The following is a 26,366-nucleotide window of genomic DNA, read 5'->3' on the forward strand; positions in this document are numbered from 1 at the left end:
CATCGTCCGGCTGCGGCCGCCACCGCCACAAGGTCCGTCCGATGATCCTGCATTTCCAGAACGCCCGCCTGATCGACCCGCAGGCGCTGACCGACGAACCCGGCAGCCTGACCGTGCAGGACGGCGTCATCGTCGGGCTGGATGACGACGCGCCCGAGGGCGCGACGGTCATCGACTGCGGCGGGCGCTGCCTTGCCCCCGGCATCGTGGACTGGGGCGTCAAGATCGGCGAGCCGGGCGAGCGGCACCGCGAATCCATGCGCTCCGCCGCGCTGGCGGCGGCGGCGGGGGGCGTGACGACCATCGTCGCCCGGCCCGACACGCTGCCCCCCATCGACACCCCCGAGGGGCTGGAGTTCGTGACCCGGCGCGCCGCCGAGCAGCCGGTCCGCATCCGCCACCAGGCCGCGCTGACCCGCGCGCGCGACGGGCGCGAGATGGTCGAGATGGGGTTCCTGATGGACGCGGGCGCGCTGGCCTTCACCGATGGCGTGCGGGTGGTTTCCGACACACGGCTTTTGTCGCGCTGCATGGGCTATGCGCGGGGACTGGGCGCGCTGATCGTGGGCCACCCGCAGGACGCGGGGCTGTCGCGCGGCGCGGCGGCGACGGCGGGCAAGTTCGCCTCGCTTTACGGCATCCCGGCGGTGTCGCCGATGGCCGAGCGCATGGGGCTGGAACGCGACCTGGCGCTGGTCGAGATGACGGGGGTGCGCTGGCACGCCGACCAGATCACCACGGCGGCCGCCCTGCCGGTGCTGGACCGGGCGCGGGCGGCGGGGCTGGACGTGACGGCCGGCGCGTCGATCCACCACCTGACGCTGAACGAATACGACGTGGGCGACTATCGCACCTTTTTCCGCCTGACCCCGCCCCTGCGGTCCGAGGATGACCGCATGGCGCTGGTCGAGGCGGTGGCCGACGGCCGCATCGACGTCATCGGCAGTTTCCACACGCCGCAGGACGAAGAGTCCAAGCGCCTGCCGTTCGAGGTCGCGGCCCCCGGCGCGGTGGGGCTGGAAACGCTGCTGCCCGCCGCGATGCGGCTTTACCATCAGGGCGGGATCGGGCTGGCGCAGCTGTGGCGCGCGCTGTCGCTGAACCCCGCCACGCGGCTGGGCCTGCCCGGCGGGCGGCTGGGGGCGGGGGCGCCGGCCGATCTGGTGCTGTTCGACCCGGACGCGCCTTTTGTGCTGGACCGCTTCGCGCTGCGGTCGAAGTCAAAGAACACCCCCTTTGACGGCGCGCGGATGGAGGGGCGGGTGCTGGGCACATGGGTCGGCGGCAAGCGCGTGTTCGGGGGCGGCCATGACTGACGCGCTGACGCTGATCGCGGCCGCCGTCGGCGGCTATCTGCTGGGATCGGTTCCCTTTGGCATCGTCATCACCCGCGCGCTGGGTCTGGGCGACCTGCGCGCCATCGGGTCCGGCAACATCGGCGCGACGAACGTGCTGCGCACCGGGCACAAGGGCGCGGCGCTGGCCACGCTGATCCTGGACAGCGGCAAGGGGGCCATCGCCGTCCTGCTGGCGCGCTGGCTGGCGGGCGATGCCGCCGCGCTAGTCGCTGGCGGCGCGGCGTTCATGGGCCATCTGTTCCCGGTCTGGCTGGGCTTTCGCGGCGGCAAGGGCGTGGCCACCTTTCTGGGCACGACGCTGGCGCTGTTTCCCGCGCTGGGCGTGATGGCCTGCGCGCTGTGGCTGGCGACGGCCGCGATCACCCGCATCTCGTCCCTGTCGGCGCTGGTCGCCGCCGCCGGCGCGCCCGTCTTTGCCCTGATCTGGGGGCTGCGCGGGCTGGCGGCCGTCACGCTGTTCATGGCGGTGCTGATCGTCGTGCGCCACCGCGCCAACATCCAGCGCCTGCTGGCGGGCACCGAGCCCCGGATCGGCGGGGCCAAGCCGCGCTAGACGTGAGGCAGGGCAGCACTCGGTGCGCTCAGGAATAAAGCGCCCGGTTTTCCGCACGCAGGCGGATCGACAGCACGGCGGCGTTCAGGACGGTGAACACCGCCGCCACCCCCACCAGCCCCAGCACCAGCGGGGCCACGGCGATTTCCGCCACGACCAGCGTATAGTTCGGATGCCGCAGCCAGCGGAACGGGCCGCGCCGCACCAGCGGCTCGCCCGTGACGATGATCCGCGTCGTCCAGCGCGACCCAAGAGTCGTCAGTATCCACAGCCGCAGCCCCTGCAGCACGGCGAACAGCGCCAGCCAGCCCGCATGGACCGGCTGTCCCCAGCCGAACGCCGCGATGCAGGCCAGCCAGGCCCCGTGCAGCGCCACGATCAGCGGATAATGCGCCGCGCCATGTTCGACCGCTCCCCGCGCCAGCAGCCGCGCGGTGTTGCGCCGCGCCAGCGCCAGCTCGGCCAGCCGCTGAGCGACCAGAAAGCCGATGAACAGCGCCGCGCCCATCACAAATCCAGCGGCAGCATCGACAGCGTGAACCCCGGCCCCAGCGCCGACAGCATCAGCCGGCCCGAGGGCCGCGTCGCCAGCACCCGTTCCAGCACGAACAGCACGGTCGGCGCGGACATGTTGCCGGCGTCGCGCAGCACGTCGCGTTCGGCGTCAAGGCTGCCGCCGGGCAAGCCCAGCGCGGCCTCGATCGCGGTCACGACCTTGGCCCCGCCGGGGTGGCAGACCATGCGGGCGACGGGTGCCGCGCCCAGCGCGGGCTGCATGGCGGCATAGGCGGCGGCCAGCTCCGCCTCGGCAAAGGCGGGGATCGAGCGGTCGAAGATCACCCCCAGCCCGGTGTCGTCCACGTCCCAGCCCATGATGTCCAGCGTGGTGGGCCACATGTGCTGGACACCGCGCCCGACCGCGGGGCCGGTGTCGCCCGCGCCCGACCCCAGGACGACGGCGGCCGCGCCGTCGCCGAACAGCGCGGTGGCGATGATGTCGGCCTTGTCCATCCGGTCCATGCGGAACAGCAGGGTGCAGGTTTCGACCGCGACCATCAGCACCCGCGATCCGGGTCGCGCCGCGGCCAGGTCGCGCGCGATGGAAAGGCCGGTGACGCCCCCCGCGCAGCCAAGGCCGAACACCGGCACCCGCTGGACGTCGGGGCGAAAGCCCATGTCGCGGGCCGCCCGCGCCTCGATCGTGGGGGTGGCGACGCCGGTGGACGAGACGGTGACGATGGTGTCGATCCGGTCGGCGGCCAGCCCCGCCGCCGCCAGCGCGCGGGCCGCCGCGTCCTGGAACAGCGCCGTCGCGCCCGCCAGATAGGCGTCGTTGCGCGTCTTCCACCCGTGCGCGCCGCCGAACCAGCCCATCGGGACGACCGACCCGCGCCGGTCGATGCCCGCGTTCTCGAACGCGGCGGCGATGCGGTCGAACTGGGGATAGCGCGGGGCCAGCAGCTCGCGCGCGCGGGCGATCACGTCGGTCTGGCGCAGGATGTGCGGGGGCAGGGCGGTCGCCAGTCCCAGCAGGCGCACGGGGGTGTCGGTCGCGGGGTTGGGGTCGCCGACGGGCAGGGGCTGGTGAAGGGTCACGATCCGATCCTTTCGGCATCAGCCATCAAGGCGCGGCGCGGCCCGCTTGTTCCATCACCGTGTCGGCACCGGCGTATCGCCGGAATAGTCGTAAAAGCCGCGCCCGGTCTTGCGGCCCAGCCACCCCGCCTCGACGTATTTCGTCAGCAGCGGGCAGGGGCGGTATTTGGTGTCGGCCAGCCCCTCGTGCAGGACGTTCATGATCGCCAGGCAGGTGTCCAGCCCGATGAAATCGGCCAGTTCCAGCGGGCCCATCGGGTGGTTGGCGCCCAGCTTCATCGACTCGTCGATGGAGCGGACGTTGCCCACACCTTCATACAGCGTATAGACCGCCTCGTTGATCATCGGCATCAGGATGCGGTTGACGATGAAGGCCGGGAAATCCTCGGCGCTGGCGGCGGTCTTGCCGATCTTTTCGACGACCTCGTGCAGGGTGCGATAGGTCGCGTCGTCGGTGGCGATGCCGCGGATCAGCTCCACCAGCTGCATGACGGGCACCGGGTTCATGAAGTGGAACCCCATGAACTTGTGCGGACGGTCGGTGCGGCTGGCCAGCCGGGTGATGGAAATCGACGAGGTGTTCGACGTCAGGATCGTGTCGGGCGTCAGATGCGGCAGCAGCGTGTCGAAGATCTGCTGCTTGACCGTCTCGCGTTCGGTCGCGGCCTCGATCACCAGGTCGCAGGCGCCCAGGTCGGTCAGCGTCTGGGTCGTTCGGATGCGCGCCATCGCGGCGTCCTTGTCGGCGGCCGCGACCTTGCCGCGGCTGACCTGCCGGTCAAGGTTGCGGTCGATCAGCGCCACCGCCTTGTCCAAGGCCTCGGCCGAGATGTCGGTCATCAGCACGTCGAACCCCGCCAGCGCAAAGACATGGGCGATGCCGTTGCCCATCTGACCCGCACCGACGATGCCCACCGACTGAACCGCCATGTTCGTCCCCTTTGACTGACCGCGGCGACGATAGGGCCAAGCCGGACGGGTCGGCAATGGCAAACCGCCCGGGGCGAGGGCCACGGGCGGTTGCAGGCATGCAGGCGTGGGGGAGGGAACCGCCTTCGGTTCCCCAACTCACAGTTTTTCGGTCAGTTCCGGCAGGATGGTGAAAATGTCGCCCACCAGGCCATAGTCGGCGACCTGAAAGATCGGCGCTTCCTCGTCCTTGTTGATGGCGACGATGACCTTGCTGTCCTTCATCCCCGCCAGATGCTGGATCGCGCCCGAGATGCCGGCCGCGATATACAGTTCCGGCGCCACCACCTTGCCGGTCTGCCCGACCTGCCAGTCGTTCGGCGCATAGCCCGAATCGACCGCCGCGCGGGATGCGCCGACGGCGGCGCCCAGCTTGTCGGCCAAGGCCTCGATGATGGCGAAGTTGTCCTTGGACCCCAGCGCGCGCCCGCCCGAGACGATGCGCTTGGCCGAGGTCAGTTCCGGGCGGTCGGATGCCGCGACCTTGTCCTCGACCCAGGACGACAGGCCCGATTCCGAACCGGCGACCTCGTTGTGATCGACCGGCGCGGCAGTCCCGCCCTGGCCCGCCGCCTCAAAGCTGGCGGTGCGGACGGTCAGAACCTTGACCTTGTCCGAGGATTTCACCGTCTGGATGGCGTTGCCGGCATAGATCGGGCGGGCGAAGGTGTCGGCGTCCACCACCTCCATCACGTCGGAAATCACCATCACGTCCAGCAGGGCGGCGACGCGCGGCGCGATGTTCTTGGCGCTGGCGGTCGAGGGCAGGACGATGTGGCTGAACCCGCCCGCCATGCCGACGATCAGGTCGGCCAGCGGCTCGGCCAGGCCGTGCTGATGCGCGGGCGAGCTGACGCAGGCGACCTTGGCGACGCCGTCCAGCCTGGCGGCCTCGTCCGCGGCCCCGTGGCAGTCGTGGCCTGCGACCAGCACCGTCACGTCGCCCAGCTTTTTCGCCGCGCTCAGCGCCTTGGCGGTGGCGTCCGTCGCCAGTTCCTTGCCGTTGTTCAGTTCGGCGACCAGAAGAACGGCCATCACACCACCCCCGCTTCTTTCAGTTTCGACACCAGCTCATCGACCGAGCCGACCTTGACGCCGGCCTTGCGGCCCGCCGGTTCGGTCGTCTTGACCACCGTCAGCCGCGGCGAGACATCGACGCCGTAATCGGCGGCGGTCTTCTCCTCCAGCGGCTTTTTCTTTGCCTTCATGATGTTGGGCAGCGAGGCATAGCGCGGCTCGTTCAGGCGCAGGTCGGCCGTGATCACGGCCGGCAGCTTGACGGAAATCGTCTGCAGCCCGCCATCGACCTCGCGCGTGACGCGGGCCGCGTCGCCATCGATCGCGATTTCGGACGCATAGGTCGCCTGGCCCCAGCCCAGCAGCGCCGCCAGCATCTGGCCGGTGGCGTTCATGTCGTTGTCGATGGCCTGCTTGCCGGCGATGACCAGCCCAGGCTGTTCCTCGGCCACGACCTTGGCAAGGATCTTGGCGACGGCCAGCGGCTCAATGTCCTGATGCACGTCGTCGGCGGCGACCACCACGATGCCGCGGTCCGCGCCCATCGCCAGCGCCGTGCGGATGGTTTCGGCGGCCTGCTTGACGCCGATCGAGACGACGACGATCTCGGTCGCGGCGCCCTTCTCCTTCAGGCGGATCGCCTCTTCGACGGCGATCTCGTCGAACGGGTTCATGGACATCTTGACGTTGGCCAGATCGACACCCGATCTGTCCGCCTTGACCCTGGCCTTGACGTTATAGTCGATCACCCGCTTGACCGGCACGAGAACCTTCATCGGCGCCTCTCCACTTCACTGCGTCAAAATCTGGGGACCAGATAGCGGCGGCGGCCGGGGTTTTACAGGGGGAAAATGCCCCGCCACGCCACAACCGGACGACCGCCCGCGCGGGCGGAACCAATGCCCGCCTATCGCGACCCGCCGGGCACCCACAGGATGTCGCCCGCGCCGCCGCCGTTGGCTGCGCGGGCGGCGACGAACAGCCAGTCCGACAGGCGGTTCAGATAGCGGATCGCGACGGGGTTCACGTCGCCGCCAAGGGCCAGTCCGGTCGCGCGGCGTTCGGCGCGCCGGGCCACGGTGCGGGCCAGGTGCAGATGCGCGGCAAGCGCGGTGCCGCCGGGCAGGATAAAGCTGCGCAGCGGCGACAGCGCCGCGTTCATCGCGTCGATCTCGGATTCCAGCCGGTCCACCTGCGACGCGATGATCCGCAGCACCGCATAGGGCGCGTCGGCGTCCGCCGCCATGTTCGGGCGCGACAGGTCGGCGCCCAGGTCGAACAGTTCGTTCTGGATGACGGCAAGGCGGTCGGCCATGTCGCCGCCCGCATGCAGCCGCGCAAGGCCCAGCGTCGCGTTCAGCTCGTCCACCGTGCCATAGGCCTCGACCCGCGCATCGTGCTTGGGCACGCGCGAGCCGTCCGACAGCGCCGTGTCGCCGCCGTCGCCGGTGCGGGTATAGATCCTGTTCAGCACGACCATGTCACTGTCCCCGCATCCAGACATAGGCCAGGATCAGCACGATCGCCACGGCCTGCGCGATCAGCCGCCAGCGCATCATCCGGTTGCCGTGCTTGCGGTTGAACTCGCCACCCCGGGCGAAGCCGCCGATGCCGGTGGCCAGAATCGCGGTCACGACCAGCACCGCCAGCGCCGCCAGGATGAACAGAGGCTTGTCGTGCATGGCGCCACCGCCTTTCGGGCGCACCCTAGCCGCGCCGCGCCACCCAGTCCAGTGCGCGGGTGGACAGCACCCGGCGCGCGACGCCCGCAAGGACGGCGGGGCGGGTGACGGCATAGCGGGCACGGGGGCGCGGGCTTTCCAGCGCGTGGACCAGCCGGTCGCTGACGGCCGAGGGCGGCAGTTCGTGGCGGTCCGGTCCCTTGGGTTCGTAAAGGCGCCGCAGCAGGCTGGCGCGATACTGGTCGGCCCGCGCGCTGGCCTGCCAGTCGATCCAGCGTTCGAAATGCGGGATGGAATTGGCGCGGATGCGGCTGGTGATCGGGCCGGGCTGGATCAGCACGACCTTGATGGGCGTGTCGGACAGTTCCAGCCGCAGGACGTCGGTCATCCCCTCCATCGCGAACTTGGTCGCGACATAGGCGCCGCGCCACGGGATGCCGACCAGCCCCAGGACCGAGCTGACGTTGACGATCCGCCCCCCGCCGTTCGCGCGGAAATGCGGGATCAGGCGGCGGGTCAGGTCGTGGGTGCCGAACAGGTTCGCCTCGAATATGGCGCGCAGCCCGCCGCGGGGCAGATCCTCGACCGCGCCGGGCAGGGCGAATGCCGCGTTGTTGACCAGCGCGTCGATGCGGCCAAGGGCCATCGCGGCCGTGGCGCAGGCGCGGGTGCTGTCCTCGTCCGACAGGTCAAGGGGCAGGGCGGTCATCCCCTCGGCGGCGCGGGCGGCCAGGTCATCGGGGCGGCGGCAGGTGGCGATGACGCGCCAGCCGCGCGACTGCATCCGCCGCGCCATGTCCAGCCCGATGCCGGACGAGCAGCCGGTGATCAGGACGGTCCGGGGCGCGCCGGGTGCAGGGGCGGGCGCAAATGCGGTAGCGGATGCGGGCGGCAAGGTCAGACCGGCCGTTCCGACAGATGCACGGCGGGCACATAGCCGACGCGGCCCTGTGCGTCGCGCACCTCGACAAAGCCGTCGCGGGTGTCGCCCAGGGGATACAGCGGCTCGCCCTGCGGGACATCGCGCACAAGGGCCGCGTCGCGCGCCGGGCGGGCAAAAATGCCGGACCGCGGCCCGGCGACATACAGCGTCGGCAGACCGGCGGCGGGCGCGGGGGCGGGCGTCGCGGCGGGCAGGCCGATCCCCGGCAGCACGCCCGCGCTGAGCGTGGGCGCCGGGCTGCCGGTCCATTCGGTCCCCAGCAGCGCCAGCAGGCCGAACAGGGCGACAAGAGACAGGGCAATCACACGAAACATGGCATCGAACAGGCGCCGGGCAGGGTGCCATCCTTTCTGATTGGCCGCCACAGGGCGACCAGATGGGGACAAAGCCGCGGGCGTGCCGACGACTGGTTACGTGCGAAACGCCCCTTCGTCCGCCTGCGTTCCCGCGCGTGGCTCACCAAGGCGTCATCCCGCCGGGGCTGTTGCACGATTGCCGCGGCCGGGCTGGACCAGCCCCGCAACGGGGCGTAGATCAGCGCCGATGAGCCAGTCCGACGCACCCGATCCCGACCGCCCGCCCGCCACGATGTCGGAACCGCTGAGCCGCGCCATCGGCGAGCGTTACCTGACCTATGCGCTGTCCACGATCATGCACCGCGCGCTGCCCGACGCGCGCGACGGGCTGAAGCCGGTCCACCGCCGCATCCTTTACGCCATGCGGGAACTGCGCCTGTCGCCCACCGGCGCGTTCCGCAAGTCGGCCAAGATTTCCGGCGACGTGATGGGCAACTATCACCCGCATGGGGACGGGGCGATCTATGACGCGATGGCGCGGCTGGCCCAGCCCTTCGCCATGCGCTATCCGCTGGTGGACGGGCAGGGCAACTTTGGCAGCCTGGACGGCGACAACCCCGCCGCCAGCCGCTATACCGAGGCGCGGCTGACGCTGGCGGCCGAGGCGCTGATGGACGGGCTGGCCGAGGATGCGGTCGATTTCCGCCCGAACTATGACGGCACGCTGACCGAACCCGTGGTGCTGCCGGCGGCGTTCCCGAACCTGCTGTGCAACGGCGCGTCGGGCATCGCGGTGGGCATGGCCACCAACGTGCCCCCCCACAACCTGCACGAGGTCGTGGACGCCTGCCTGCACCTGATCAAGTCGCCCGATGCCCGGCACGAGACGCTGATGGCGATCATGCCCGGCCCCGATTTCCCCACCGGCGGCGTGCTGGTCGAGGATGCGGCGACGCTGGCCGATGCCTATCGCACCGGGCGCGGCAGCCTGCGCCTGCGGGCGCGCTGGCAGATCGAGGATCTGGGCCGCGGCACCTGGCAGGTCGTGGTGACCGAAATCCCCTATCAGGTCCAGAAATCCCGCCTGATCGAGCGGCTGGCCGAGCTGGTGACGACCCGCAAGATCCCGATCCTGGCCGACGTGCGCGACGAATCCGCCGATGACGTGCGCATCGTGCTGGAACCCCGCGCCCGCAACGTCGATGCCGCGCAGCTGATGGCGGCGCTGTTCCGGGTCAGCGACCTCGAGGTGCGGTTCGGGCTGAACATGAACGTGCTGATCGACGGGCGCACGCCCAAGGTCTGCTCGCTGTCGGAAATGCTGCGCGCCTTCCTCGACCACCGGCGCGAGGTGCTGCAGCGCCGGTCCGCCCACCGGCTGGAAAGGATCGCGGCCCGGCTTGAGGTGCTGGACGGCTATATCGTGGCCTATCTGAACCTTGACCGGGTGATCGAGATCATCCGCCACGAGGACGAGCCGAAGGCCGTGATGATGGCCGAGTTCGGCCTGTCGGACGCGCAGGTCGAGGCGATCCTGAACATGCGCCTGCGCGCCCTGCGGCGGCTGGAGGAGATCGAGCTGCGCGCCGAACGCGACCGGCTGGCCGAGGAGCAGGGCGGGCTCTTGGCCCTGCTGGCAGACGAGGGGCGGCAGTGGGCGCGCATCGCCGACCAGCTGCGCGAGGTGCGGGGCCTGTTCGGCAAGTCGAACCCCGAAGGCGCGCGCCGGACCGAGATCACCGCCTCCGAGGACGTGCAGCCGGTCGATTTCGACGCCATGATCGAACGCGAGCCGGTGACGGTGATCCTGTCCCGCATGGGCTGGATACGCGCCATGAAGGGCCACCAGCCGCTGGACGCGGAACTGAAGTTCCGCGACGGCGACGGGCCGTTCATGGCGCTGCACGCGGAAACCACCGACAAGCTGATGATCTTCGGCGCGAACGGGCGGTTCTATACGCTGCCCGCCAACAATCTGCCCGGCGGGCGGGGGTTGGGAGAGCCGCTGCGTCTGATGATCGACCTGCCCAACGACGCCGCCGTGCTGGCGATGTTCGCATGGCGCGCGGACCAGCAGTATCTGGTCGCGTCCAAGGCGGGGGACGGGTTCGTGGTCGGCGCCGCCGACATGCTGGCGCAGACGCGGGCGGGCAAGCAGGTGCTGAACGGCGATGCGGCTCTGGTCCGCCGGGTCGAGGGCGATCACGTCGCGGTCGTGGGCGACAACCGCAAGCTGCTGGTGTTCCCGCTGTCCGAACTGCCCGAGATGGGGCGCGGCAAGGGCGTGCGCCTGCAAAAGTTCAAGGACGGCGGGCTGGCGGACGCCAAGTGCATCACCCTGTCGGTCGGGCTGTCGTGGCTGGACCCGGCCGGCCGCACCCGCACGGAACCGGACCTGACCGAATGGCTGGGCAAGCGGGCCACGGCCGGGCGCATGGCCCCGCGCGGGTTCCCGCGCGACAACCGCTTCGGCTGAGGACGCGGGTCAGTCCGCGGGCGGCACGCCCCGACAACCGCTTCGGCTGAAGAGGGCGGGTCTGCGGGCGGCACCCGCTGGCAACCGCTGCGGCTGAAAGCGCGGGTCGGCGGGCGGCACGCCCCGACAACCGTTTCGGCTGAAGGCGCGGATCAGTCCGCGGGCGGCACGCCGCCCAGCAGCGCCGTCAGGTCGGTCGCGGCCTGGCGCACGCGGTCGCCCATCGCGTCCAGCCGGTCGTCCGTCAGCCGCGCCGCCGCGCCGGAAATCGAGATCGCGCAGGCCGCCTCGCCCAGCGGCGACCACACGACGGCGGCAAGGCAGCGCAGGCCGATGCCGAACTCCTCATCGTCCAGCGCCCAGCCGCGGCGGCGGGTCAGGGCGATGTCGGCCAGCGCCGCCTGCGGGGTGCACAGGCTTTTCGACGTCAGCGGCGGCAGCCCGGCGCGGGCGGCCAGCGCCACGATGTCCTCGTCGCGCCAGCTGGCCAGGATCGCCTTGCCCATCGCCGATGAGAACACCGGCACCCGTCGGCCCGGCGGGGACAGGGCGCGGCGGATTTCGCGGCTTTCGACCTGGCTGAGCGTGATGAGGTGGTCGTCGTCCAGGATGCCCAGGTTCGCCGTCTCGCGCGTCAGATCGCGCAGGCGGCGCAGCAGCGGCAGGGCGGGGGCGACAAAGCTGAGCTTGCGGCCGTAAGCCATGCCGGCCGCGAACGCCTCGCGCCCGACATGCCAGACGGCGCCCGCGGACTCGAACTGGGCGAAGCCCTGCTGTTCCAGCGTGGTCAGCAGCCGGTGCGCCGTGGACACCGGCAGCCCCGCCGCCCGCGCCAGATCGCTGAGCCGCGCGCCGCCGTCGCCCTGCGCGATCAGCCGCAGCAGCGACAGCGCCCGCACCACCGACTGAACCCCGTCCCGCGCCTCGGCCATGCCCGCCTTCCCCCGTTGCTTTCCGCATGATGGGAAAAACCGGGGCGAATGTCACGTTCTTCGATGTGCGATGGTATCCCGTGGCCCAACCGCAGGAGGATGCCATGACCGATTACGTCGAACGCCACGGCCTGTCCGTCGCCGCCCCGCTGGCCCGTCTGGTCGAGGATGAGGTGCTGACCGGGGGCGTCACGCCCGATGCGTTCTGGTCGGGCTATGCCGCCATCCTGCGCGACCTGGGGCCGGAGAACCGCGCCCTGCTGGACCGCCGCGGCGACCTGCAGCGCCAGATCGACGACTGGCACCGCGCCCGCCGCGGCCAGCCCCACGATGCCGCCGCCTATGAGGCGTTCCTGACCGACATCGGCTATCTGGTGCCCGCCCCCGCGCCGTTCCGGGTGGCGACGGAAAACGTTGACCCTGAAATCGCGGGCATCGCCGGGCCGCAGCTGGTCGTGCCGGTCAGCAACGCGCGCTTTGCCCTGAACGCGGCCAATGCGCGCTGGGGGTCGCTGTATGACGCGCTGTATGGCACCGACGCGCTGCCGGGGCGGGCCGCGCCGGGCGGCTATGACGCCGCGCGGGGCGCGCAGGTGATCGCCTGGGCGCGGGCGCATCTGGACCGCGTGGCGCCGCTGTCGGGTGCGGCCTGGGCGGACGTGACGGCGATGCGCGTCGCCGACGGCGCGCTGCGGGTGACGGCGGGCGGCGCGGAAACCGGGCTGGCCGATCCGGCGCAGTTCGCCGGATACACCGAATCCGGCGACGTGTTCCTGCGGGTGAACGGCCTGATGATCCGCATCGTCGTGGACCGCGACAGCGTGATCGGCCGCGACGATCCGGCAGGCATCGCCGATGTCCTGATCGAAAGCGCCCTGACCGCCATCCAGGACGCCGAGGACAGCGTGGCCGCCGTGGATGCCCAGGACAAGGTGCAGGTCTATCGCGCCTGGCTGGGGCTGATGCGCGGCGATCTGGCCGAGACGTTTGACAAGGGCGGCCGGACGATGACGCGGCGGCTGAACCCTGACGTGGACTATCTCGACCCGCAGGGCCGGACCGCGACGCATCCCGGCCGCGCCGTGCTGCTGGTGCGCAACGTGGGCCATCTGATGACCACCGACGCGGTGCTGCTGGACGGGCGGGAAACGCCCGAGGGGATCATGGACGCGATGGTGACGGTCGCCGCCGCCATGCACGACCTGAACCGCACCGACGGGCCGAAAAACAGCCGGGCCGGGTCGGTCTATGTGGTCAAGCCCAAGATGCACGGCCCCGACGAGGTGGCGTTCGCCGACCGGCTGTATGGCCGCGTCGAACAGGTGCTGGGCCTGCCCGCCAACACCGTCAAGCTGGGCGTCATGGACGAAGAGCGCCGCACCTCGGCCAACCTTGCGGCCTGCATCGCGGCGGTCCGGGATCGCTGCGTGTTCATCAACACCGGCTTTCTGGACCGCACCGGGGACGAGATCCACACCTCGATGCAGGCGGGTCCGGTTGTCCCCAAGGAGGCGATGAAGGACCAGCCGTGGCTGGCGGCCTATGAGGCGGGCAACGTCGATGCCGGGCTTGCCGCCGGGATGGCGGGCCGCGCGCAGATCGGCAAGGGCATGTGGGCGCGCCCCGACGACATGGCCGCGATGCTGGACGCCAAGATCGCCCACCCGCAAGCCGGTGCCAGCACCGCGTGGGTGCCCTCGCCCACCGCCGCCACGCTGCACGCGACGCATTACCACCTGGTCGATGTGGACAGGGTGCAGCAGTCGCTGGCCGGGCGCGCGCCCGCGTCGCGCACCGCGCTGCTGACGCCCCCGATGCTGGGCGGCGCGAACCTGTCCGAGGCCGAGGTCGCGCACGAGATCGACAACTCGTGCCAGTCGATCCTGGGCTATGTGGTGCGCTGGGTCGATCAGGGCGTCGGCTGTTCCAAGGTGCCCGACATCAACGACGTGGCGCTGATGGAGGATCGCGCGACGCTGCGGATCTCCTCGCAGCATCTGGCGAACTGGCTGATGCACGGGATCATCACCGAGGCGCAGGTGCAGGAATCGCTGGCGCGGATGGCGGCCAGGGTCGATGCCCAGAACGCGGGCGACCCGGCCTATCGGCCGATGGCGCCGGGGCTGGACGGGCCTGCGTTCAACGCCGCCCGCGACCTGATCCTGAAGGGCGCGGACCAGCCGTCCGGCTATACCGAACCGCTGCTGCATGCCGCCCGGCGCGCGGCCAAGCGGCAGGCGGCGGGCTGACGGCGGTAGAGGGCAGGCGAGTTGAGGATGGGAGCCTGAGGCGGGCGCGGCGAGGGAGGCGGCAGGCGGGCTGGGGCGGACACGGGGCCGCGGCTGGGGCCGCTAAAGCAGCCATTCGATCGGCAGCCGGCCCAGCAGCCACAGGAACACCCGCTGGGCCAGGTTGGTGCCCGGCTCGGTCCGGTGGATCGTCACCGGATCGTCGCCGGCCGGCTGGTGCCAGACGATCCGGCCGCGGTCGTCCAGCACCGGGCCATAGGACAGCGTGGGCAGCACCCGGTCCAGCCCCTCGTTGACCTGCGCGGCCACGCGGCGGCTTTCGATCATCACGCCCATTTCGGTGTTGAGCATCACCGATCGCGGGTCGAGGTTGAACGACCCGATGAAGATCCGTTCGCCGTCCACGGTCACCGTCTTGGAATGCAGGCTGGCGCGGGTCGAGGCGCCGGGGACGCGCGGTTCGCGCGGGGTGCCGGCGGTGGCCCGCATCTCGAACAGCGCGACGCCCCCGCGCAGCAGGGCGGGACGGTATTTCACATAGGCCGAATGAACGACCAGCACGTCCGTCGCCTCTTGCGAGTTGGTCAGCACGCGCACGCGCCTGCCCTCGCCCGCCAGGCGCGCCAGCCGTTCGGTCAGCCGCCGCCCCGGCACGAAATAGGCCGACACGATGTCCACCGACCGGTCGGGCGAAGCCATCAGCCGCATCAGCTGGGCATACAGCAGGTCGCGGGTGCGGACCTTGCCAAGCCCCTTGGCGGGATCGTCGCTCATCAACGTGACCGGCGCCCATTCCAGCACCGCGGCCCCCTGCGCCAGCTTGTCCATCAGCGGCGCCGACCGGACCGCCGCCCGGTGAGCAAGCCAGTCGTCGCTTTCGGTCAGCCGGTCCGCATCCGCCTGCGTCCGTTCCAGCCCGCCGGGCGCGTCCGGCAGGATCAGCTCGGCCGGATAGGCCGACCCCGACGCCCAGTATCCGTCGAAATCCGCCCCCGCGTCGGCCGCGACCGCGCCCACCGCCAGCACGTCCGTATCCAGGTAATGCGGCCCCGCGCCGAACGAGAAGTAGATGTCGCCGATGTTGCGCCCGCCCAGGATCGTGACCGCGCCGTCGGCGGTCAGCGACTTGTTGTGCATCCGCCGGTTCAGCCGCAGAAAGTCGAAGGCAAAGCCCAGCGACTTGGGCCGGCGCAGGATGAAGGGGTTGAACAGCCGCACCTCGACCGTGGGCAGGGTGTTCAGCGCGGCAAGGTCGGCGTCCAGCCCCGCGATGCCGTTGTCGTCCAGCAGCAGCCGGATGCGCACCCCGCGGTCGGCCGCCGCGTGCAGTTCGGTCAGCAGCGTCAGGCCCGTCGCGTCGCGCTGCCAGATGTAATACTGCAGGTCCAGCGTTTCCTCGGCGGCGCGGATGACGGCGATGCGCGCGCCCAGCGCGTCCAGCCCGGTCAGCAGCGGCATGACCCCGCTGTCGTGCGGCACGTTCCCCGCGGCCGCCGTCACGGCGCGGCCCAGCGTGGTGCGGTCGGACGCGGGGATGGCGGCGCTGACGCTGCGGCCCGTCATGTCAGGGGGGCGAAACGCGAGATGCGCGGCGAAGATCGCCGCCGCGCAGATGCAGAGCAGGATCAGGGTCGTCGTCAACACCTTGCGCCGCGGCCTTTTCAATGCGGCCTCACCCGCTGGCGCCCGCGCGCCGGTGGCGCGGGCCGATGATGGTCGTCACGTCGCGGGCTTGCGACGTCAGGCCAGCGCGCGGGCGATTTCCTCGCTTGTGGCGGCCGTCAGCGTCTTGGGCAGTTCCTTGACCAGCTTTTGTTCCAGCATCTTGTGATAATGCTTGCGCATCGACCCCAGGGTCGAGGGGTCGGCGATGATCGCCAGCTGATCGATCTTGTTCTGCAGCACCATCGCGTTCAGCCGTTCCGCCAGCTGCTTGGCAAAGGTCGCCTCGTCCTCGTCGCGCGGCGTCGTGTCCTCGGGCTGCCTGCCCTGGCTTTCGTCCTGCAGGTGCTGGGGGGACACCCGCTCGACCTCGTGCAGATCGACCCCGTGCCGCGCGACGTTGCGAAACAGCACGGCGCGATGCCCGTCGGCCACCACGACCAGCGCATTATGAGACAGCATGTCCTTGTCCTTTCGGCGAGCTTTTCGGGCCAACGCCGGCTGGCGGGTCCGGTTCCTGACCGGCCCGCGCCGGGGATCAGGACAGGCTGCCGCAAAAGCCCCGGATGCGCGCCACCGCGTCGGTCAGCTGGGCGTCCGACGCCGCATAGCTGATGCGGAAATGCGGGCTGAGGCCGAAGGCCGCGCCGAAGACGACCGCGACGCCGGTGGCGTTCAGCAGTTCCATCGCAAAGACCTGATCGTCGGTGATCGCCGTGCCCTCGGGCGTGCGCCGCCCGATCAGCCGGGCGATCGAGGGATAGACATAGAACGCCCCCTGCGGGGTGGGGCAGTCGATGCCCTCGCACTGGTTCAGCCCGGCGACCACCAGGTCGCGGCGGCGCTGGAACACGGCGCGGCTTTCGGCGATGTAATCCTGCGGCCCCTCCAGCGCGGCCAGCGCCGCATACTGGCTGATCGAACAGGGGTTCGAGGTCGATTGCGACTGCACGTTGGCCATGGCGCGGATCAGTTCGACCGGCCCCGCGCCATAGCCGATGCGCCAGCCGGTCATCGCATAGGCCTTGCTGACGCCGTTCATGGTCAGGGTGCGGTCGATCAGCCGCGGTTCCACCTGCGCGGGCGTCACAAAGCGGAAATCGTCATAGACGAGATGCTCATAGATGTCGTCGGCCAGCACCCAGACTTGCGGATGGCGCATCAGCACGTCGGTCAGCGCCCGCATCTCGGCCTCGCCATAGCCGGCGCCGGTGGGATTCGAGGGCGAGTTCAGGATCACCCATTTCGTCCGGGACGTGATGGCCGCGTCGAGCTGTTCGGGGGCGATGCGATAGCCGTTCTCGATCCCGGCCTTGATGACGACGGGCGTGCCGCCGCCCAGCGTCACCATGTCGGGATAGCTGACCCAATAGGGCGCGGGGATGATGACCTCGTCGCCGGGATTCAGCGTGGCGATCAGTGCGTTATACAGGATCTGCTTGCCGCCGGTCCCCACCGTCACCTGCTGCGGCGCATAGTCCAGCCCGTTTTCCCGCGCGAACTTGTCGGCGACGGCGCGCTTCAGCTCGGAGATGCCGTCCACGGCGGTATAGCGGGTATGGCCCGCGTCGATGGCGTCCTTGGCCGCCTGGCGGATATGCGCGGGGGTGTCAAAGTCGGGCTCGCCCGCCGACAGGCTGATGATGTCGCGGCCCTGCGCGGCCAGGTCGCGCGCAAGCCCGGTCATGGCGATGGTGGGCGAGGGTTTGACGCGGGCAAGGGTCTGCGACAGAAAGCTCATGTTCCACGCCTTTTTCCGGGGGTTTTCCCGTGATAGGCGCGGCGCGGCGGGGCTGCAAGCCGGGGCGGCATGGAAGGCGGGGCGACATGGAAGACCGGGCGACGCGGCTGAAACGGGTGACGATGCGCAGCTGGCGGCGCGGCATGCGCGAGATGGACCTGATCCTTGGCCCCTATGCCGAGGCGCGGCTGGACGCGCTGGCCGCCGAGGCGCTGGACGCCTATGAGGTGCTGCTGGATGAAAACGACCAGGATCTGTATCTGTGGGTGACGGCCCGGATCAACGGCGGGACCGCCGGGCCTGACCGGCACGCCGCGCTGCTGGACGACATCGCGGCCCATTCCGCCGGGCGCCTGCGGGAAATCCGGGGCGCTTAACCGAATCTTGGGGTTTTTGCGACAGTCTGGCCACATCACGCCCCAACGCGGATGGTGCCGATGACACGCCTTGCCCTGATCGCCTCTGCCAACAGCAGCCTTGACCTTGACGGCGACGACAGCCCGGACATGGCCGCGGCCTATGCGGAAAGCCTGCAGATCCTGGACCGGCTGCACCGGCTGATGCTGGACCTGATCAAGGATGAGTTCGAACGGCTGGCGCAGGACGACCTGACCCCGGTCCAGGCGCTGCTGCTGTATAACCTGGGCGCGGCCGAGGTGTCGGCGGGCGAGCTGCGGTCGCGCGGCATGTATCAGGGATCGAACGTCAGCTATAACCTGAAAAAGCTGGTCCAGATGGGCTATGTCCATCACGCCCGCTGCGACATGGACCGCCGGTCGGTGCGGGTCCGCCTGTCCGACAGCGGCGTCGAGGTCCGCGACACGGTGGCGCGGCTGTTCGCGCGCCACGCCGCAGGGCTGCGGATGTCGGGCGTGCTGGACGACCCGCCGCTGCCGCAGGTGAACCTGCAATGGCGGCGGGTGGAACGCTATTGGGCGGAACAGATCCGCTATATCTATTGACGATCAGCGGCCCGCCCGCGTCGTGAAAGGCGGCGTCACCAGTGTCCGGTGTTCGGCATGCTGGCCCAGGGTTCCTGCGGGGGCAGGTGCTCGCCCTCTTGCAAAAGCTCGATCGACACGTTGTCGGGGCTGCGCACGAACGCCATGTGCCCGTCGCGCGGCGGGCGGTTGATCGTCACGCCGTTGTCCATCAGATGCTGGCACGTCGCGTAGATGTCCCCGACCCGATAGGCGAGATGGCCAAAATGCCGGCTGTCGGACGGCAGGCCCTCGTCCCCGTCCCAGTTGAAGGTCAGTTCGACCGGCGTCTCGGGCTGGCCGGGCGGCGCCATGAAGACCAGCGTGAAGCGGCCCTTGTCGTTCTCGATCCGCCGCGTCTCGACCAGCCCCAGCAGGCTGAAGAAGCGCATCGAGGCGTCGAGGTCGAGGACGCGCACCATCGTGTGCAGATAGCGGATTTCCATGCCGGTTCCTTTCGGTTTGTCGGCGCCATCCTTTCACGGCTGGCGCGGCTCCGCTAGACAGTCGTGGACACGCCGCGAAAGGACCGACCATGCCCCTGACCCCCGCGCAGCAAGCCGAGATCGACGAGGCCCGCGCCACCCCCCGCCCCACCCTGCGCGCCGTGGCCGAGGGGATCGAACGGCACCTGTACGTCGCCCATCCGGTGCTGGACCACGGGCTGGTCCGCGTCATCGACTATATGGGCGACGACGGCGCCATCGTGCAGGCCGCCCGCGTCAGCTATGGCCGCGGCACCAGGGCGGTGTCGAACGACGAGGGGCTGATCCGCTATCTGATGCGGCACTGGCATTCGACCCCCTTCGAGATGTGCGAGGTCAAGTTCCACGTCAAGCTGCCGGTCTTCGTCGCCCGCCAGTGGATCCGCCACCGCACGGCGAACGTGAACGAATATTCCGCCCGCTATTCGATCCTCGACCGCGAGTTCTATATCCCCGCGCCCGAACAGCTTGCCGCCCAATCCACGGTGAACAACCAGGGCCGCGGCGCGGTGCTGTCGGGCGACGAGGCGCAGCGCGTCCTAGACATCCTGCGGGACGACGCGATGCGGTCCTATGACCATTACGAGGGGATGCTGAGCCAGGAGGGGCAGCAGGGTCTGGCGCGGGAACTGGCGCGGATGAACCTGCCGGCGAATATCTATACGCAATGGTACTGGAAGACCGACCTGCACAATTTGTTCCATTTCCTGCGCCTGCGCGCCGACGCCCACGCGCAGTATGAGATCCGCGTCTATGCCGAGGCGATGTGCCGCATCGTGGCCGACTGGGTGCCGCTGGCCTATGCGGCGTTCGAGGACTACCGGCTGGGCGGGGTGTCGCTGTCCGGGAAAGCCGTGGAGGTGCTGAAGCGGCGGTTGGCGGGCGAGACGGTCACGCAGGAGACCAGCGGGATGAGCAAGGGCGAGTGGCGGGAGTTTGAGGGGGTGTGGGGAAAGTAAACTTCTTAGCAATTGCTCTGGTCGGTGTTGACGTGTAGGTTTATCTAACTAAAAGAAATCTAGCTAAAGGATGCAATTGTGGCTACGGTGCTTAGTGTATTCAACAATAAGGGCGGCGTAGGAAAAACAACCTACATGTTTCACATCGCTCACATTCTTGCCCGGCGTGGTCACGCAGTTCTCATGGTTGATTGTGATACTCAGGGGAATCTCACGAATTACTGCCTTAATCCTGATGAAATAGAGGGGGCTTGGCAGTCTAGGGGAAACTCTATCTATCGAGTTGTTGAGCCGATCATTAAGGGTACTGGCGACATTGATTACAGGGCTCCAACGAAGCTGGAAAAGGCGCAAGGCTCGCTTTATCTTGTCCCAGGGGACTTGCGTCTGAGTGACTTTGAAGACCGGCTTGGGGACTCCTGGAACGCGGCGCTTGGCGGTGCAGAGGCTTCGTTGAGAATTCAGTCCGCAATACATCGGTATATAGTAGCGTGTATTAAGGAGTTGAGCATTGATGTCGTGCTTATTGATATGGGACCAAATCTCGGCGCGCTCAATCGCGCTGTTCTCGCTGGAAGTGATTACTTTATGACTCCGGTTGCTCCGGATCTCTTTTCGATTCAGGGCACCGAGAACCTCGGCAGAAAGCTAGTTAACTGGCGAAATCAATGGCAGCAAGTGCACGACAACTGGAAAGGAGACGATTTGTCAATTCCTGCTGGTAGGCCTGTTTATCTCGGGTATGTTCAGCAGATGCACAACATGCGGAACAATGAAGAAGGTATGACAGCTGGGTGGGGTATATACGGCGGTCGGTTGGAGGCGGCAGTTCAGGATAATATTGTCACCAAGCTCGGCGAGGGGCAGGTAATTAATTGGGATGATGGTAATTACAGCTTGGGTAAGATACCGAATCTTCACAGCCTCGTTCCTTATTCGCAGGAGGCTAAGCTTCCAATTTTTGACTGCACTGGTAAGCATGGTTTGAGGGGTGCTCATCAGACAAAGGCGAAAGAAGCTATTTCCCTTTTCGATGAAATTGTTCAAACCATCGAGAATGTAGTGGCTAAGTAGGACTCCAACATGGGTGCGAGCAAAGCTCGCACCCTATCCTATTCTTAGGAACCAACCGCCCCTACAACCCTCCCCACCCATTCCCTGACCACCGCCACACTCTCCCCCTCATCCAGCCACGGGATATGCCCCCGCCCCGGCACCTTCCCATAGATCATGTCCGGCCGCCGCCGCCGCATCTCCTCCACCGCGTCATCCCCCAGCAGGTCTGACCCGTCGCCGTGGATCAGCGCCACCGGCAGCCCCTCCATCGCGTCGAACAGCGGCCACGCCGTCGCGTCAGGGTTCTTGAACGCCGCCAGAAACGCCTCCCGCAGGGCCGGATCATAGGTCAGGTTCACCCCGTCCTCGGCCTGCCGGTAAAGCCGCGCGGCCTCCTCCTCCCACCGGCCCGCGGGCACCTCGCCGAAACCACGCAGCACCCCTGGCAGCTGCTCGGCCACTTCGGCCAGCGTCCGGGCGGTCGGGCGGCGGCCGACATAGTCCATGATCGCCTCCAGCCCCTCGCGCCGCAGCTGGGGGCCTACGTCGTTCAGGCAGACGCCCAGCAGCCGGTCCTTGGCCACCGCCGCCAGATACATGGCGATCAGCCCCCCGCGAGAGGTGCCGACGATCGCCGCCTTCGCAATGCCAAGATGATCCAGCAGCGCCAGCGCGTCCGCGCCCTCGACCGGGACGGTATAGGTCTCGGCCCCGGTCCAGTCCGACTGTCCGCGCCCGCGATAGTCCATTCGGATCATCCGGCAGTCGGCCAGCGTCGGCGCGAGATAGTCGAAATCGTCCATGCTGCGGGTCAGTCCGGCCAGGCACAGGACCGGCAGCCCCGCGCCCTGATCCCGATAGGCCAGTCGTGCGCCGTCCGGCGCGGTGAAGAACTGCGTTTCCATCGGGCCCTCATTCTTCTTGGCGCAAATACTCCGGGGGTCCGGGGGCTGGCCCCCGGTCTGATCCCCGGTCCGGCGTCAGATATTCTCGGACTGCGGCATTCCCAGCACGTGATAGCCGCCGTCCACCTTCACGACCTCGCCCGTTGTGCAGGCGCCCCAGTCCGACGCCAGCCATGCCGCCGTGCCGCCGATCGCCTCCAGCGTGGCGTTGGCGCGCAGGGGCGCGTTGGCCTCGGTGTGGCGAAAGGTCTTGCGGGCGCCGCCGATGGCAGCACCTGCCAGGGTCTTCATCGGACCGGGGCTGATGGCGTTCACGCGGATGCCTTGCGGGCCAAGGTCGTTGGCCAGATAACGCACCGCCGATTCCAGCGCCGCCTTTGCGACCCCCATGACGTTATAGAACGGCGTCACCCGGTTCGACCCGGCATAGGTCAGCGTCAGGATCGTGCCCCCTTCGGTCATCAACGGCATGGCGCGGCGGGCGATCTCGATCAGGGAATAACAGGAAATGTCCAGCGACTGCCGAAAATTGGCGCGGCTGGTGTTGACGAAACGGCCGGTCAGCTCGTCCTTGCTGGAAAAGGCGATGGCGTGGACCACGATGTCCAGCCGGTCCCAGCGGCCGGCCAGCGTGGCAAAGGCCGCGTCCAGCGAGGCGTCGTCCGTCACGTCAACGTCGACCAGCAGATCCGACCCCAACGAGGCCGCCAGCGGCTGGACCCGCTTGGCGAACGCCTCGCCCTGATAGGAAAACGCGATCTCGGCCCCCTGCGCGGACAGCGCGCGCGCGATCCCCCAGGCGATCGAGCGATCATTCGCGACACCCATGACAAGCGCGCGTTTCCCCTGCAGCAATCCAGGCATGTCAAACCCTTGTTGAAAATCAGTCCCGGTAACGGGACAGCACCAGCGTCGCGTTGGTGCCCCCAAAACCAAAGCTGTTCGACAACACGCTGTCAAAGTCCACCCCGTCCACGCGCTGCATGGCGATTTCCTCGGGGCGGATCTCGGGGTCAAGCTGGGTGATGTTGGCGGATGCGGCGATGAACCCTTCCTGCATCATCAGCAGGCAATAGATCGCCTCGTGGACGCCGGTCGCGCCCAGGCTGTGGCCGGTCAGCGACTTGGTGGACGACACCGGCGGCACGCTGCCTTCGCCAAAGACCCGGCGCAGGGCCTGGATCTCGGTCACGTCGCCGGCCTGGGTCGAGGTGCCGTGCGCGTTGACATAGCTGATCTGACGCCCCTCGGGCAGGGTGGCCAGGGCCAGCCGCATCGACCGCTCGCCTCCCTCGCCGGACGGGGCGACCATGTCATAGCCGTCGCTGGTCGCGCCATAGCCGGTGACCTCGGCATAGATCTTCGCGCCGCGCGCCAGGGCGTGCTCCAGCTCCTCCAGCACGACGACGCCGCCGCCGCCCGCGATGACGAACCCGTCGCGGGTCGCGTCGAACGGGCGCGAGGCCGTCGGGGGCGTGTCGTTGTATTTCGACGACATCGCGCCCATCGCGTCGAACAGGCACGACAGCGTCCAGTCCAGCTCTTCGCCGCCGCCGGCGAAGACGATGTCCTGCTTGCCCATCTGGATCTGCTCGACGCCGTTGCCGATGCAATGCGCGCTGGTCGAACAGGCCGAGGTGATCGAATAGTTCACACCCTTGATCGAAAACGGCGTGGCCAGGCAGGCCGAGTTCGTGGACGACATGCAGCGCGTGACCATGAACGGTCCCATGCGCTTGGGCGCGCCCTTTTCGATGACGGTCTGGTGCGCCTGGAAAAAGTTCGAGGTGGACGGCCCGCCCGACCCCATGATCAGGCCGGTGCGGGGGTTGGACACGTCGTCCGGTTCCAGCCCGCTGTCCGCCACCGCCTGCTGCATGGCGATAAAGTTCCAGGCCGCGCCCTCACCCATGAAGCGCAGGTCGCGCTTGTCCACGTGGGCCGCGATGTCGATGTCGGGCCTGCCGTGGACCTGGCTGCGGAACCCGTGTTCGGTGTAATCGGGCGCGGCCACGATGCCCGACCGGCCGACGCGCAGGCTGTCGGTGACCTCGGCGGCGTTGTTGCCGATGGGCGAGACGATGCCCAGCCCTGTGATGACGACGCGGCGCATGGTGCGGCCCTCCTGGCTTCAGCTCTCGGAGAGAGCGACCTTCATGTCCTTGACGAGGTAGATGACCTCGCCGTCGGCCTCGACGATGCCGTCGGCGACGCCCATCGTCAGCCGGCGGGTCTGCACGGCCTTGGTGAAATCGACCTTGTAGGTCAGCATCCTGCGATCCGGGCGGACCATGCCGGTCAGCTTGACCTCGCCCACCCCCAGCGCATAGCCGCGCCCCTGCCAGCCGCGCCAGCCCAGGTTGAACCCGGTCAGCTGCCACAGCCCGTCAAGGCCAAGGCAGCCGGGCATGATCGGGTTGCCGGGAAAGTGGCAGGCAAAGAACCACAGGTCCGGGGTGATGTCGAACTCGGCCACCACATGGCCCTTGCCGTGCAGGCCGCCATCCTCGCTGATGTCGGTGATGCGGTCCATCATCAGCATCGGCGGTTCGGGCAGTTGCGCGTTGCCGGGGCCGAACAGCTCGCCCCGCGCGCAGGCCAGCAGCGCATCGCGGTCAAAGCTGGTTCTGTCCATCGCCATCGTGTGTCCGCCCTGCTATCCGGTCCAGCGCCGGCCGTGTTGACGTTTCGTTTATCATCGCGGCGCGCGGCCGTGCAAGTGCGGGGCCGGTTCCGGGCGGCGCTGCGCGCCGGGGCGGATCAGAACCACTGCCCCGGTTCGATCAGGCCAAAGTCCATCAGCTGCTGCGCGTCCCACCGGAACGGCTGCGAGTTGCGCCAGGCGAAGGTCGCGATTTCCGCGCGCGATCCGGGGTTGCGCGCCAGCGCCTTGGCGACCCGGAACGAGGCGACGGCCGCCGTCAGATTATGGTGCCACTGGCAGGAGTAGGTGTTCATCTCCTCGACGCTCAGCCGGTGGTCGGGCAGCAGGCGCAGCCCCGGTTCGGTGCGGAACAGCGCGATGCGGTCGATGCGGCGGCGGTCGGGGGGCAGGTGCTCCTCGAACCGCCAGCGCAGGCCGCCGAAGAAATCAAGCTGCCGGTCCTTGTGGTGGCCCTGCCGGTCCGTCCGGGCCAGCGCGTAATATCCGGTGCCGTCGAACATCGCATCGGACGTGCTGACGGCGTCGGGGAACCGTGCAAGGTCGGGGGCGTAAAGGTCGATCACATAGGTCAGCATCGCCCGCCGCCGTTCCTCGGCGTGAAAGGCCAGCATCTCGCCGACGGTGCGCGTGTCGGAAAACGGATAGAACAGATATTCGGCGTTATAGCCGTAATACAGCCAGCTGTCGCGGGGCGCGGCCTGGATCACGGCGTTCACGACATCGGTGTGCGCGCCGGGGCGGCGGCTGTCGTGGATCAGATTGACGATACGCCCGCCGGGGTCCAGCGGCATCTGCGCCGCCGCCAGCGGTTCGGGCGAGACGGCCAGGATCGTCTTGAACCCCGCGCGCAGGTGATGTTCCAGCGTCGAGGCGACCTCGACCGCATCCTCGATCAGGATGACGGCGATGGGGCCGCGGGTCAGCGCATCGCCCCGCGCCTCGGTCAGGAATGAGGCCAGCGCCTCGGTCCGGCGGGGCCGCGCCGCGGCGGGGGCGGCGGCGGGCTCGGGCGGGCGGCGGCCGCCGGCGGGGTCGGCGGGCGCGGGACGGATTGTGGGGGCGTCCTGCGCGCCATCGGCCGCGGGCGCGGCGCTGCGCATCGCCGATGCGGGCGCCACCGCGGCCCGCGCGGTGTCCGCCGTCATGGCATCACGGCCTTGACCTGTTCCAGCGCCGACCGCAGCAGGGCGGGGTTCGTCGCGGCGGCGGCCACGACGGCTTTCAGCGTGGTTTTCTGCGCCGGCGCCATGTCGCTGGAATCGATGACCGCGGCCACGCGGTCGGCGTCGAACCCTTCGGGCGTCAGCAGCGCCTCAAGATCGGTGGCGGTTTCGGCGGCGCCCGCCGCGTCGCGGGTGGCCTCGGCCGCCTGGCGCGCGGCGTCGCCCGCCGTCCGGGTCGCTGCGGCCGCGTCGGCCTGGTTGCCGGCCGACGCCTGCGCATCGGCCTGGGCGGCGGCGTCGGCGGCCTGGTCGGCGGCCTTGATCGCCTGCTCGGCGGCGGCCTGCGCGGCCTGCGCCGCCTCGGTCGCGGGGGCGATGGGGGCCTGTCCGGCGGCGGTGGTCGCCTCGGCCGCGGCATCGGCCGCCACGGCTGCGGCGTCGGCCGCGGCATCGGCGGCATCGCCCGCGGCGTCGGCTGCCTGCTCGGGGGCGGTGGCGGGCGCATCGGCGGGCCGCGCAAGACCCGGAATGTCGCCCCGCATCCACAGCCAGCCGCCAAGCCCCAGCAGGACCAGAACCACAACCACCATCACACCGCGCGCCATCGGCCGTCCCCTTGTGTCGTCGCCCGCGGCGCCGCCCGCGCCGGGTGACAAGGCTATGGCACGGATGCGGCGCG

General features: G+C 69.2%; 28 protein-coding genes. 8 read left to right on the top strand and 20 right to left on the bottom strand.

What is annotated here, in order from left to right; genetic code table 11:
• The first annotated feature begins 41 nt into the window (after positions 1-41).
• Together pyrC and plsY are read left to right on the top strand one after the other, a co-directional pair.
• Positions 42-1,316, top strand: coding sequence for a dihydroorotase (gene pyrC / locus EPA64_RS00485; RefSeq protein ID WP_134724294.1), 1,275 nt, complete (start codon positions 42-44; stop codon positions 1,314-1,316).
• Positions 1,309-1,911 (top strand): glycerol-3-phosphate 1-O-acyltransferase PlsY, encoded by a 603-nt coding sequence (gene plsY, locus EPA64_RS00490; RefSeq protein WP_134724295.1) that lies wholly within the window; start codon positions 1,309-1,311, stop codon positions 1,909-1,911. The genes pyrC and plsY overlap by 8 nt, the downstream gene beginning before the upstream one ends.
• Positions 1,912-1,939: 28 nt before the next feature.
• On the opposite strand, the gene EPA64_RS00495 is transcribed toward plsY, so the two are convergent.
• The 9 genes from EPA64_RS00495 to EPA64_RS16580 form a co-directional block, all read right to left on the bottom strand.
• Positions 1,940-2,422: an isoprenylcysteine carboxyl methyltransferase family protein gene (locus EPA64_RS00495; protein WP_167626549.1), complete on the bottom strand. Its 483-nt coding sequence runs from the start codon at positions 2,420-2,422 to the stop codon at positions 1,940-1,942.
• Positions 2,419-3,507 carry a type III polyketide synthase gene (locus EPA64_RS00500; RefSeq protein ID WP_246026533.1) on the bottom strand — a complete coding sequence of 363 codons (1,089 nt, stop codon included), beginning with the start codon at positions 3,505-3,507 and terminating at the stop codon, positions 2,419-2,421. Before EPA64_RS00500 ends, EPA64_RS00495 begins: the two co-directional genes overlap by 4 nt.
• 54 nt (positions 3,508-3,561) lie before the next feature.
• Entirely contained in the window at positions 3,562-4,437 is an 876-nt protein-coding gene (locus EPA64_RS00505) for a 3-hydroxybutyryl-CoA dehydrogenase (protein ID WP_134724297.1), read from the bottom strand.
• Positions 4,438-4,575: 138 nt separating this feature from the next.
• Complete coding sequence (locus tag EPA64_RS00510; protein ID WP_134724298.1) at positions 4,576-5,511, bottom strand: electron transfer flavoprotein subunit alpha/FixB family protein; 936 nt, start codon at positions 5,509-5,511, stop codon at positions 4,576-4,578.
• Positions 5,511-6,269, bottom strand: coding sequence for an electron transfer flavoprotein subunit beta/FixA family protein (locus EPA64_RS00515; protein WP_134724299.1), 759 nt, complete (start codon positions 6,267-6,269; stop codon positions 5,511-5,513). The genes EPA64_RS00510 and EPA64_RS00515 overlap by 1 nt, the downstream gene beginning before the upstream one ends.
• A 131-nt stretch (positions 6,270-6,400) precedes the next feature.
• Complete coding sequence (locus EPA64_RS00520) at positions 6,401-6,973, bottom strand: cob(I)yrinic acid a,c-diamide adenosyltransferase (RefSeq protein ID WP_134724300.1); 573 nt, start codon at positions 6,971-6,973, stop codon at positions 6,401-6,403.
• A 1-nt stretch (position 6,974) separates the two neighbouring features.
• Positions 6,975-7,175 (bottom strand): twin transmembrane helix small protein, encoded by a 201-nt coding sequence (locus EPA64_RS00525; protein WP_134724301.1) that lies wholly within the window; start codon positions 7,173-7,175, stop codon positions 6,975-6,977.
• A gap of 25 nt (positions 7,176-7,200) precedes the next feature.
• Complete coding sequence (locus EPA64_RS00530) at positions 7,201-7,971, bottom strand: SDR family NAD(P)-dependent oxidoreductase (RefSeq protein ID WP_246026577.1); 771 nt, start codon at positions 7,969-7,971, stop codon at positions 7,201-7,203.
• A gap of 101 nt (positions 7,972-8,072) precedes the next feature.
• Positions 8,073-8,432, bottom strand: a complete 360-nt coding sequence (locus EPA64_RS16580; RefSeq protein WP_246026534.1) for an SH3 domain-containing protein — start codon at positions 8,430-8,432, stop codon at positions 8,073-8,075.
• 229 nt (positions 8,433-8,661) lie between these two features.
• Between EPA64_RS16580 and parC the strand changes: the two genes are divergently transcribed.
• Positions 8,662-10,890, top strand: coding sequence for a DNA topoisomerase IV subunit A (gene parC / locus EPA64_RS00535; RefSeq protein WP_134724303.1), 2,229 nt, complete (start codon positions 8,662-8,664; stop codon positions 10,888-10,890).
• Between the two features lie 152 nt (positions 10,891-11,042).
• On the opposite strand, the gene EPA64_RS00540 is transcribed toward parC, so the two are convergent.
• Positions 11,043-11,822 (bottom strand): IclR family transcriptional regulator, encoded by a 780-nt coding sequence (locus tag EPA64_RS00540; protein ID WP_134724304.1) that lies wholly within the window; start codon positions 11,820-11,822, stop codon positions 11,043-11,045.
• Between the two features lie 104 nt (positions 11,823-11,926).
• Between EPA64_RS00540 and EPA64_RS00545 the strand changes: the two genes are divergently transcribed.
• Positions 11,927-14,071, top strand: a complete 2,145-nt coding sequence (locus EPA64_RS00545; RefSeq protein ID WP_134724305.1) for a malate synthase G — start codon at positions 11,927-11,929, stop codon at positions 14,069-14,071.
• Positions 14,072-14,173: 102 nt separating this feature from the next.
• Here the strand turns inward: EPA64_RS00545 and EPA64_RS00550 are convergent, their stop codons facing one another.
• The 3 genes from EPA64_RS00550 to EPA64_RS00560 all read right to left on the bottom strand — a co-directional run bounded on the left by EPA64_RS00550 (position 14,174) and on the right by EPA64_RS00560 (position 17,474).
• Complete coding sequence (locus tag EPA64_RS00550; protein ID WP_425467002.1) at positions 14,174-15,715, bottom strand: phospholipase D family protein; 1,542 nt, start codon at positions 15,713-15,715, stop codon at positions 14,174-14,176.
• Between the two features lie 96 nt (positions 15,716-15,811).
• On the bottom strand, positions 15,812-16,195 hold the full coding sequence (locus EPA64_RS00555; RefSeq protein ID WP_134724306.1) for a host attachment family protein: 384 nt from the start codon (positions 16,193-16,195) through the stop codon (positions 15,812-15,814).
• 76 nt (positions 16,196-16,271) lie between these two features.
• Positions 16,272-17,474: a pyridoxal phosphate-dependent aminotransferase gene (locus tag EPA64_RS00560; RefSeq protein ID WP_134724307.1), complete on the bottom strand. Its 1,203-nt coding sequence runs from the start codon at positions 17,472-17,474 to the stop codon at positions 16,272-16,274.
• Between the two features lie 86 nt (positions 17,475-17,560).
• On the opposite strand from EPA64_RS00560, the gene EPA64_RS00565 reads away from it, so the two are divergent.
• Together EPA64_RS00565 and EPA64_RS00570 are read left to right on the top strand one after the other, a co-directional pair.
• The gene (locus EPA64_RS00565) at positions 17,561-17,851 is read left to right on the top strand and encodes an FAD assembly factor SdhE (RefSeq protein ID WP_246026535.1); all 291 of its coding nucleotides are present in this window, start codon (positions 17,561-17,563) and stop codon (positions 17,849-17,851) included.
• Positions 17,852-17,980: 129 nt separating this feature from the next.
• The gene (locus tag EPA64_RS00570; RefSeq protein ID WP_134724719.1) at positions 17,981-18,436 is read left to right on the top strand and encodes a MarR family winged helix-turn-helix transcriptional regulator; all 456 of its coding nucleotides are present in this window, start codon (positions 17,981-17,983) and stop codon (positions 18,434-18,436) included.
• A gap of 35 nt (positions 18,437-18,471) precedes the next feature.
• On the opposite strand, the gene EPA64_RS00575 is transcribed toward EPA64_RS00570, so the two are convergent.
• Positions 18,472-18,900 carry a VOC family protein gene (locus EPA64_RS00575; protein ID WP_134724308.1) on the bottom strand — a complete coding sequence of 143 codons (429 nt, stop codon included), beginning with the start codon at positions 18,898-18,900 and terminating at the stop codon, positions 18,472-18,474.
• 89 nt (positions 18,901-18,989) lie between these two features.
• Here EPA64_RS00575 and thyX point away from each other — a divergent pair, with 89 nt between their 5' ends.
• Together thyX and EPA64_RS00585 are read left to right on the top strand one after the other, a co-directional pair.
• Positions 18,990-19,898 (top strand): FAD-dependent thymidylate synthase, encoded by a 909-nt coding sequence (thyX, locus tag EPA64_RS00580; protein WP_134724309.1) that lies wholly within the window; start codon positions 18,990-18,992, stop codon positions 19,896-19,898.
• Between the two features lie 78 nt (positions 19,899-19,976).
• The gene (locus EPA64_RS00585) at positions 19,977-20,972 is read left to right on the top strand and encodes a ParA family protein (RefSeq protein ID WP_220443685.1); all 996 of its coding nucleotides are present in this window, start codon (positions 19,977-19,979) and stop codon (positions 20,970-20,972) included.
• A 44-nt stretch (positions 20,973-21,016) separates the two neighbouring features.
• Here EPA64_RS00585 and EPA64_RS00590 read toward each other — a convergent pair whose 3' ends face one another.
• The 6 genes from EPA64_RS00590 to EPA64_RS00615 form a co-directional block, all read right to left on the bottom strand.
• Positions 21,017-21,859 carry an alpha/beta fold hydrolase gene (locus tag EPA64_RS00590; protein ID WP_134724310.1) on the bottom strand — a complete coding sequence of 281 codons (843 nt, stop codon included), beginning with the start codon at positions 21,857-21,859 and terminating at the stop codon, positions 21,017-21,019.
• A 75-nt stretch (positions 21,860-21,934) separates the two neighbouring features.
• Positions 21,935-22,723: an enoyl-ACP reductase FabI gene (locus EPA64_RS00595; protein WP_134724311.1), complete on the bottom strand. Its 789-nt coding sequence runs from the start codon at positions 22,721-22,723 to the stop codon at positions 21,935-21,937.
• A gap of 19 nt (positions 22,724-22,742) precedes the next feature.
• Entirely contained in the window at positions 22,743-23,972 is a 1,230-nt protein-coding gene (gene fabB / locus EPA64_RS00600; RefSeq protein ID WP_134724312.1) for a beta-ketoacyl-ACP synthase I, read from the bottom strand.
• 18 nt (positions 23,973-23,990) lie between these two features.
• Positions 23,991-24,500, bottom strand: a complete 510-nt coding sequence (gene fabA, locus EPA64_RS00605) for a bifunctional 3-hydroxydecanoyl-ACP dehydratase/trans-2-decenoyl-ACP isomerase (RefSeq protein ID WP_134724313.1) — start codon at positions 24,498-24,500, stop codon at positions 23,991-23,993.
• Positions 24,501-24,619: 119 nt separating this feature from the next.
• Positions 24,620-25,669 carry a glycosyltransferase family 2 protein gene (locus EPA64_RS00610; protein WP_246026536.1) on the bottom strand — a complete coding sequence of 350 codons (1,050 nt, stop codon included), beginning with the start codon at positions 25,667-25,669 and terminating at the stop codon, positions 24,620-24,622.
• Positions 25,666-26,292, bottom strand: coding sequence for a hypothetical protein (locus EPA64_RS00615; RefSeq protein WP_134724314.1), 627 nt, complete (start codon positions 26,290-26,292; stop codon positions 25,666-25,668). Before EPA64_RS00615 ends, EPA64_RS00610 begins: the two co-directional genes overlap by 4 nt.
• Between the last annotated feature and the right edge of the window lie 74 nt (positions 26,293-26,366).

Origin of the sequence: Paracoccus luteus (assembly GCF_004522155.1) — a bacterium.
In the GTDB taxonomy this organism is placed as follows: domain Bacteria; phylum Pseudomonadota; class Alphaproteobacteria; order Rhodobacterales; family Rhodobacteraceae; genus Paracoccus; species Paracoccus luteus.

Excerpts from the sequence above, each read along its gene's own strand:
- pyrC (WP_134724294.1), top strand. The coding sequence starts at position 42 with ATGATCCTGCATTTCCAGAACGCCCGCCTGATCGACCCGCAGGCGCTG.
- plsY (WP_134724295.1), top strand. The coding sequence starts at position 1,309 with ATGACTGACGCGCTGACGCTGATCGCGGCCGCCGTCGGCGGCTATCTG.
- EPA64_RS00505 (WP_134724297.1), bottom strand. The coding sequence starts at position 4,437 with ATGGCGGTTCAGTCGGTGGGCATCGTCGGTGCGGGTCAGATGGGCAAC.
- EPA64_RS00510 (WP_134724298.1), bottom strand. The coding sequence starts at position 5,511 with ATGGCCGTTCTTCTGGTCGCCGAACTGAACAACGGCAAGGAACTGGCG.
- EPA64_RS00515 (WP_134724299.1), bottom strand. The coding sequence starts at position 6,269 with ATGAAGGTTCTCGTGCCGGTCAAGCGGGTGATCGACTATAACGTCAAG.
- EPA64_RS00520 (WP_134724300.1), bottom strand. The coding sequence starts at position 6,973 with ATGGTCGTGCTGAACAGGATCTATACCCGCACCGGCGACGGCGGCGAC.
- EPA64_RS00525 (WP_134724301.1), bottom strand. The coding sequence starts at position 7,175 with ATGCACGACAAGCCTCTGTTCATCCTGGCGGCGCTGGCGGTGCTGGTC.
- EPA64_RS00530 (WP_246026577.1), bottom strand. The coding sequence starts at position 7,971 with ATGGCGCGGCGGATGCAGTCGCGCGGCTGGCGCGTCATCGCCACCTGC.
- EPA64_RS16580 (WP_246026534.1), bottom strand. The coding sequence starts at position 8,432 with ATGTTTCGTGTGATTGCCCTGTCTCTTGTCGCCCTGTTCGGCCTGCTG.
- parC (WP_134724303.1), top strand. The coding sequence starts at position 8,662 with ATGAGCCAGTCCGACGCACCCGATCCCGACCGCCCGCCCGCCACGATG.
- EPA64_RS00540 (WP_134724304.1), bottom strand. The coding sequence starts at position 11,822 with ATGGCCGAGGCGCGGGACGGGGTTCAGTCGGTGGTGCGGGCGCTGTCG.
- EPA64_RS00545 (WP_134724305.1), top strand. The coding sequence starts at position 11,927 with ATGACCGATTACGTCGAACGCCACGGCCTGTCCGTCGCCGCCCCGCTG.
- EPA64_RS00555 (WP_134724306.1), bottom strand. The coding sequence starts at position 16,195 with ATGCTGTCTCATAATGCGCTGGTCGTGGTGGCCGACGGGCATCGCGCC.
- EPA64_RS00560 (WP_134724307.1), bottom strand. The coding sequence starts at position 17,474 with ATGAGCTTTCTGTCGCAGACCCTTGCCCGCGTCAAACCCTCGCCCACC.
- EPA64_RS00565 (WP_246026535.1), top strand. The coding sequence starts at position 17,561 with ATGGAAGACCGGGCGACGCGGCTGAAACGGGTGACGATGCGCAGCTGG.
- EPA64_RS00570 (WP_134724719.1), top strand. The coding sequence starts at position 17,981 with ATGGCCGCGGCCTATGCGGAAAGCCTGCAGATCCTGGACCGGCTGCAC.
- EPA64_RS00575 (WP_134724308.1), bottom strand. The coding sequence starts at position 18,900 with ATGGAAATCCGCTATCTGCACACGATGGTGCGCGTCCTCGACCTCGAC.
- thyX (WP_134724309.1), top strand. The coding sequence starts at position 18,990 with ATGCCCCTGACCCCCGCGCAGCAAGCCGAGATCGACGAGGCCCGCGCC.
- EPA64_RS00590 (WP_134724310.1), bottom strand. The coding sequence starts at position 21,859 with ATGGAAACGCAGTTCTTCACCGCGCCGGACGGCGCACGACTGGCCTAT.
- EPA64_RS00595 (WP_134724311.1), bottom strand. The coding sequence starts at position 22,723 with ATGCCTGGATTGCTGCAGGGGAAACGCGCGCTTGTCATGGGTGTCGCG.
- fabB (WP_134724312.1), bottom strand. The coding sequence starts at position 23,972 with ATGCGCCGCGTCGTCATCACAGGGCTGGGCATCGTCTCGCCCATCGGC.
- fabA (WP_134724313.1), bottom strand. The coding sequence starts at position 24,500 with ATGGCGATGGACAGAACCAGCTTTGACCGCGATGCGCTGCTGGCCTGC.
- EPA64_RS00610 (WP_246026536.1), bottom strand. The coding sequence starts at position 25,669 with ATGACGGCGGACACCGCGCGGGCCGCGGTGGCGCCCGCATCGGCGATG.
- EPA64_RS00615 (WP_134724314.1), bottom strand. The coding sequence starts at position 26,292 with ATGGCGCGCGGTGTGATGGTGGTTGTGGTTCTGGTCCTGCTGGGGCTT.